Genomic DNA, 6,934 nt, shown 5'->3' with positions numbered 1-6,934 from the left:
GTCGGGGCCCCCGCCACGGCGTCACCCGGTGCGAAGCCGGCGACCAGCTCGACGTGGGCGCCGGCGCTGCCCGGTACCGGCAGACGGGCCTCCGTGCCGACGGCTGGGGCCGACAGCGCCTCCTGCCAGACCGCCACCTCGTCGACGTCGCCCTCGAAGTACCCGCCGTGGGCGCCGTCCACCAGGCCGCGTCCGATCTGCAGCGGACCGCTCGCCGGCCAGGCTTCCCGCTCCAGCGGTGCGGAGTCCCGGGCCACGCCGTTGACGTAGAGCGTGGCGGTGCCCATCTCCCCCGTGCGGTCGACCACGGCCGCCAGATGCGTCCACGCCCCGGGTGCGGCCACCCGGCCGGAGTCCAGGCGCAGGGTGCCCGCGCCGGTCGCGTCCGCGTCGGCGAGGGTCAGGCACCAGGTACGGGTGTCGGCGCACAGGCCGAGCCGGAACGGGCTCTGCTCGGCGCCGTCCTGTGCCAGCACTGTGCCGTCCTCGCCTCCCGGCCGGGCCCAGGCGGCGACGGTGTACGAACCGGCGGTGTCCAGGAGGGCCGTGCCGGTGGCGGCGTACGCGCCCTCGCCGTCCAGCCGCAGGGCGCTGTCCTCGCCGGTGGTGCCGTTCTCGGCGACCTCGCCGCGCCGGCCGTGGCCGTCGCGCCCGGCGCCGGCGTGCAGTGCGGCGTCGTCACGGTCTTCGGTGCTCGCCGCGGAGACGTCGACGGCGTCGCCGGACGCCTCGTGGAACGTCCAGCGGCCGACCGGACCGGACGGGCGGCCGACGGCGAAGCGCACGGTCGTCTCCGCCCCGGTGCGGCCGACGGCGTCCCGCGCACGGACGGACAGCAGCGCGGTGCCGGACGCGTCCGGGACGACGGACACGGTGGCGGTCGCCCCGTCCACCTCGCTCCAGCCGCTGTCGGACGCCAGCTTGTACAGGTAGCCGGTGTTCACGTCCCCCTCGGCGGGCCGGAAGGTGACCCGGCCGGGCAGACCGGGGCGACCCGCCGCCACGCAGGAGTCGGGCAGGCAGGGGCTGTACACCGACGCGAAGTCCACCACGGGGGCGCGGGGCGCGGTCGGGTCGACGGTGAAGTGGCACCAGTCGGCCGGCGTGCCGACGAGGTCGCCGCCTCCGCCGGGCGGGGAGGAGACGGTGGCGGCGCGGAAGCGGTACAGCGGGCCCTCGGCGAGCTCACCCTGCCAGTCGTGCGAGAGGCGGACACCGTCACCGACGTAGCCGGACGAGGGAACCAGGACGTCCCCGGCGAGGGGGTCGGCCGCGGCCCAGGTGCCGTCGTCGCCGCGGACCTCTAGGTCGAGGCGCACGCGCAGCTGGGCGCCGCTCTCCCCGCCCTCCTCCGCGCGGGGCGTGGCGGTCAGCCGCGGGGTCGGATCGCCCGTCGGCGTCGGTTCCGAAGGCCGGACGGCGCAGACGGTCCCCTCCGCGCCCCGCAGACCGACGTCGGTGGGGGTGGCGGGCCTGCTGACGTACGTGACGGAGAGCAGGGCGGTGTCGTCGAAGCGCTGCCGGGCCGTCGGGTCGGTCTCGTCCTTGGCCTTGAGCATCAACGTCAGTTGCCCGCGGCCGCCGGCGGCGACGGACCGCACCGTGGTGGTGAGCTTCTCGTCGGGCTCGTCGGCGGCGTCGTGGAACTCCACCGGGGTACCCGGGGCCCGGGACCCGCAGTCGCCGTCGGTCGTCGCGGCGACCTTGCGGTCGTTCAGCCGGTCCCAGGCATCGCCCGGACCGGGGCCCGCGGGACCGGGCCACACGGCGTCGGCGGCCACCTCGCCGGTCCGGTACAGCTCCACCCACCGGGGTTCGCAGGCGAGCGGGCCCGCTCCGGTGATCCGGAAGGTGGCGTCGAGGATCTCCTTGCCCGCGAGGGCGCCGCCCGGGAAGCGGAAGTAGGCGCGGCCGACGAACGGTTCGCTGGTGGTGCACGACGTTCCCCGGGCGGCGGTCGTGCCGCACAGGCCCACGCCCAGGCCGTCGGGGGCCGGATCACTCTCGCGGATCGCGTGCCCGTCGGACGACAGGACGGTCCGTCCCGCGGCCGCGAACCCGGTGGTGGCGCCCGGGACGGTCAGCTCCGTGGTGCGGGTCCTTCCGTCCGGATTGGCGAAGACCCTTCGGCCCGGGGCTCGTTCGCCGGTGATCTCGACCCGTTCACCGGTCGCGACGGCCTCCCGCCGGGCCCGCGCGTCCTGCGGGACCACCGCGGTCAGGCTCTCCCCCGGCTGTTGTGCCGCCGCCGGTGCGGCGAGCACGGGCAGTCCCGCCAGCAGTGCGCCGCCGAGCAGCGCGGCGACGGCTCTCGCTCTTCGGGCATGTCCGGTCGCCCTCGAATCCATGCTTCCCACCCCTGGTGCTCCCCGCTGACGACGTGCCGGCCGTGGGCCCGGAACGCCTCCGGGGGCCGACGCGGCGAGATCCTAGTTCGCCGGCCTGACATTCCCATGCCAATAAAGAGGGCCCCGCCGTCCGAGGGCCCCGCCGTCCGCCGCGGGCGTGCGCGGCCCTCTAGGAGAGCGGCCACCCGCGGGCGCGTGCCAGGTCGAGGACGCAGGAGCGGACCTGCTTGAGCTGCGCGGCCGTGAGGGTGGGGACGCCGTCGATCAGGGCCTCGGTGAGCTCCGTGCGGAAGTCCTCGGAGCCGGACCGCACCGCCCCCGCCGTCGCGCCCCGCGGCGCCGGGCCGAGCAGCCGGATCTCCGAGCCCTTGGGGCCCTTCTCGCCCATCTCCAGGACGAACTCGACCTGGCATCCCTCGCCGTACAGGTACTTGTCGTCGAGCAGGTCGTTGGCGTGCATGAACACGTCCTCCCCACCCTCGTCGGGGGCGATGAACCCGTACCCGCGCACCTCGTCGAACCGCAGCACCCTGCCGGTCATCAGCACCGCGAACCCACCCACTCCTTCTTCGGCCGCCGCAGCCCTCGGTCGGCACGGCTGCGGTCGGCGCCTCTTCGGTCGGCACAGCTCCGGCCCGCGCCGGGGACGGGGCACTGCCGGGCGGAGCCCGAAGTTACCGGTGCGGCGCGGGGCGCCGGGCGGCTTTTCGCCGGTCGCGCCCGATCGGTGCGCCCCGGCGCACGCGCGAAAGCGGCATAAGCGCAACAACCGGGCGTCGTCGGCGTCCGCCGGACCCCGTCGGGCGCGGCCCCTGTGGAGAATGGGGCGCGCGCGTCGATGTGGCGCGGGAGTCGGCGGAGGTTCTGTTGGTGTTCACCAGGCGTACGTTCGGTGCTCTGGCCGGAACGGCCGTGCTGGGGGTCGCGCTCGCGGCCGACAGCACGGCGGCGCCGCCGACCGCGTCCGCCTCGCGGAACGTGCCGACCGGCCGTCCGCCCGCCCCGCCGCGCGCGGACCGGCGGCCGCACTCGGTGCGTCACGACGGCTACTCACTGATCGTCGACGGGCAGCGCCTGGTGCTGTGGTCCGGGGAGTTCCACCCGTTCCGGCTGCCCAGCCCCTCGCTGTGGCGGGACGCGCTGCAGAAGATCCGCGCCTCGGGCCACAACGCGGTGACCGTGCCGGTGGCCTGGAACCACCACTCCCCCGCTCCGGGACGGTACGACTTCACCGGGGTGCGCGACCTGGGCCTGCTGCTGCGCACGGCCGCCGAGGAGCACCTGTACGTGGTGCTGCGCCCCGGCCCGTTCCTCGGCGCCGACCTGGACGGGGGCGGGCTGCCGGGCTGGCTGGCCGGGACCGGGGGCGGCCCGGGCGCCGACGACCCCGCCTACCTGGAGCACGTCGACGCCTGGCTGACCGCGGTGGACCGGATCGCCCGCCGCCACCAGTACACCGAGGGCCGCGGCACCGTCCTGCTGTACCAGTTCACCGACGTCAGCGGCGCCGCCTCCACCGCCTACCGGGAACATCTGTACGCCAAGGTGCGGGGCGACGGGATCGAGGTCCCGGTGTTCCACAAGGAACTCGACCCGACCGCCGGTCTCGCCGGGCAGGGCCCGCCGGACGTCCCGCCGGACCGCGGGCTGTACTTCGGGGCGGCCACCTCCGAGCGGGCCCGCCCGCGCACGGCCGGCGTGCTCGCCGAGTTCACCGCCGGCCGGCCGGTCCCCTGGGGCGGCGGCCGCGACGGGCAGCAGGCCTTCGAGGCGGTGCGCCGGGAGTTCGACGCCGTGCAGGTGCGCCGCACCTGCCTGACCGACATCGCCAACGGACTCACCGTCCACAACACCCGGACGGCCTTCGGCGGGACCAACTGGGGCTGGCAGGGCGGCCCGTCGACCGTCACCTCCTACGACCTCGCGGCCGGCCACGACGAGGCCCGTGCCCCCACGCCCCAGCTGGCCGCCTTCCAGCAGATCGGGCACATGCTGCGCACCGTCCCCGACCTGGCGAAGCTGCACCGGGCGGCGGACGTGCGGGCCGACGACGACCGGGTGCGGGTCTACCACCTCGCCAACCGCGACACCGGCTCGCACACCTACGTGCTGCGCAACGACTCGCGGGACCAGGTCACCACCTCGCTGCGGCTCGCCGGGTCCGAGCTGCCGGTGACCGTCACCCTGCCGCCCCGCGAGGCCCGGCTGATCATGTCGGGGCTGCGGCTCGGCGAGCGCCGGCTGCGCCACTCGACGGCCCAGCCGATGCTCTTCCTGCCGATCGGCTCGATGGACGTCGCCGTGTTCACCGGCACCCGCGGCGAGCTGGTCGAGCTGGTCCTGGAGACCCCCGGTTCCCCGGTGACCACCCGGCTGGACCCGGAGCCGGCCTGGGCGCTGGACCGCAACCTGCTGCGGGTGACCGCGCCGCTGGGCGAGGGAGGCCTGAGCCGGGTGCTGGTGGAGGGCGGCGGCAGCAACCGGCCGCTGCTGCTGATCCTCGCGGACGAGGACGACGCGGCGCGGATGTGGCCGGTGGAGACCCGCAAGGGCGACTTCCTGGTCTACGGCCCGTCGCTGGTGCGCACGGTGACGCCGCACGGGTCCGGCGTGGACCTCACCGGCGACGTGCGGACCGCCACCGGCCTGGAGGTGTGGGCGCCGGGCCGGATCGGCTCGCTCACCTGGAACGGCGAGCGGGTCCGCACCACGGTCTCGCGGGCCAACGCGCTGGTGGCGACCCGGCACCTGAAGGCGCCGCCGGCCGTGCAGCTGCCCGCCCTCACCGGCTGGCGGCGCCGCGAGGAGAACCCGGAGGCCGACCCGCGCTTCGACGACGGCCGCTGGCGGGTCGCCGACCGCACGGCGACGTCCGGCGCGACGCCGGTCCCCGAGGGGCAGCCGGTGCTCTTCGCCGACGACTACGGCTTCCACTACGGCGACCTCTGGTACCGGGGCCGGTTCGCCGACGCCCGCGGCGCGGCCTCGGTGCGGCTCTCCTACCGGGCGGGGCCGCAGGGCTTGGTGATGGCCTGGCTGGACGGCGAACCCCTGGGCGTGCACCGGCGGCCCGAGGACGCCGTCGGGGAGGGCGCGGGCAGGCAGGACGCGGGCGCCGAGGGAACGGACGGCGCGGGCGACGCGTCCGCGCAGGCGGCGCCGGCGGGCGGCGAGGTCACGGCGGAGTTCGCGGTGCCCGGGGAGCTGCGCACCCCGGGCGCCCACGTGCTGGCGGTGCTGGTGCGCCCCATGGCCCGCGCGGAGGGCGGCGGCTCGGCCGGCGCCCCCAGAACGGCGCGCGGCCTGACCTCGGTGACCTTCGAGGGCGCGCGGCCGGAGGTGGAGTGGCGGCTGCAGGGCGCGGCGGCCGCGGACCCGGTGCGCGGCCCGCTCAACACCGGCGGCCTGTACGGCGAGCGGGAGGGCTGGCACCTGCCCGGACCGGTCGACGACAAGGACTGGGCCGCCGTCGAGCTGCCGGTGCGCAAGGAGGACGAGGAGAAGCGGCAGGGCGTCGTCTGGTACCGCAGCTCCTTCACCCTGGACGTGCCGGAGTCGGTGGACGCCTCCGTCGGACTGGCCCTGGAGGACGACCCCGGCCGGGCCTACCGCGTGCAGGTCTTCCTCAACGGCTGGAACCTCGGCCTGTACGTCAACGACGTGGGGCCGCAGCATGTGTTCGTGCTGCCGAACGGGGTGCTGCGCACACGTGGGGAGAACACACTGGCGCTGGCCGTGCTCTCCGACGGGACCACGCCGTCGGGCCCGGGCGAGGTCGGCCTCCGGCTGCTGGGCGCGGCCGCGGGCGGGACGCCGGTGACCGACGTCGAGTCCCCGGGCCGGTAACCGCATGCCCTCCTCCCCCGAGCATCCCGGCCATCCCGGCCATCCCGGCCGCCCGGGCCGCCCGGGCCGCCCGGGCCACTCCGGCCGCCCTGCCTCTCCCGGCTCCGGCGGCCCCTTCACCCGGCTGGACTTCCAGCTGGTGCTGCTGCGCCGGATGGCGGACCACAACCCGGAGCTGGTGGAGGAAGCCCGCCGCCGGCTGGGCGTCTCGGCCGCCGCCATGCGGGAGACCAACAAACGCTGGCAGGCCATGGTGCGCTCGCCGCGCGGCCGGTCCGCGGCCGCCCGGTACCGCTCGGTGCTGGGCGAGCCGGAGTCGACCCGGCGCCGGGTGCTCGGCGACCTGGAGTGCGAGGCGCGGCTGTGGCCGGTGCCGCTCTGGCCGGACCTGCGGTTCGAGGTCCTGGTCGGGCCCTCGGGAGCCGTCTGGAACGAGTGGCTGGTGCGTGCGCCGGGTGATCCCGGTCCCGCCCTGCGCACCCTGGAGGACCTGACGCCCTGGTCCTGCACCGTCGACGAGGCCGCCCGCGCGTTCCCCGGGGCGCGGCCGCTGCAGGGCAGCGCCCCGACGCGCTGGGGGCTCGCGCTGACGGTGCCCGACGGGGACGGCGCCCGCTGGGAGTGCGTGGCGGAGTTCACCTGGGGGCTCCTGCAGCGGCTGGCGGTGACGGGGGCCGCGTCCGGGTAGGTTCCGGGCGCCGGTGTCCCGCCCCGAGTGCGAAGGAGCCCCGATGACCTCG

At 76.4% G+C, this 6,934-nt stretch carries 4 protein-coding genes; 2 read left to right on the top strand and 2 right to left on the bottom strand.

Annotation, left to right across the window (positions count from 1 at the left end):
* A partial coding sequence (locus tag ACOV8S_RS21330; RefSeq protein ID WP_448319435.1) for a LamG domain-containing protein occupies window positions 1-2,348 on the bottom strand: 2,348 nt, incomplete at its 3' end.
* Between the two features lie 169 nt (window positions 2,349-2,517).
* Window positions 2,518-2,895, bottom strand: coding sequence for a cold shock domain-containing protein (locus ACOV8S_RS21325; protein ID WP_448319484.1), 378 nt, complete (start codon window positions 2,893-2,895; stop codon window positions 2,518-2,520).
* A 320-nt stretch (window positions 2,896-3,215) separates the two neighbouring features.
* Between ACOV8S_RS21325 and ACOV8S_RS21320 the strand changes: the two genes are divergently transcribed.
* The gene (locus tag ACOV8S_RS21320; RefSeq protein WP_448319433.1) at window positions 3,216-6,194 is read left to right on the top strand and encodes a beta-galactosidase; all 2,979 of its coding nucleotides are present in this window, start codon (window positions 3,216-3,218) and stop codon (window positions 6,192-6,194) included.
* 4 nt (window positions 6,195-6,198) lie between these two features.
* Entirely contained in the window at window positions 6,199-6,882 is a 684-nt protein-coding gene (locus ACOV8S_RS21315; RefSeq protein ID WP_448319431.1) for a hypothetical protein, read from the top strand.
* Window positions 6,883-6,934 lie beyond the last annotated feature (52 nt).

Source organism: Streptomyces sp. CO7 (genome assembly GCF_053474865.1).
Note: the sequence above shows the minus strand (reverse complement) of the source record. Positions and strands in the feature narration are given on the sequence as shown.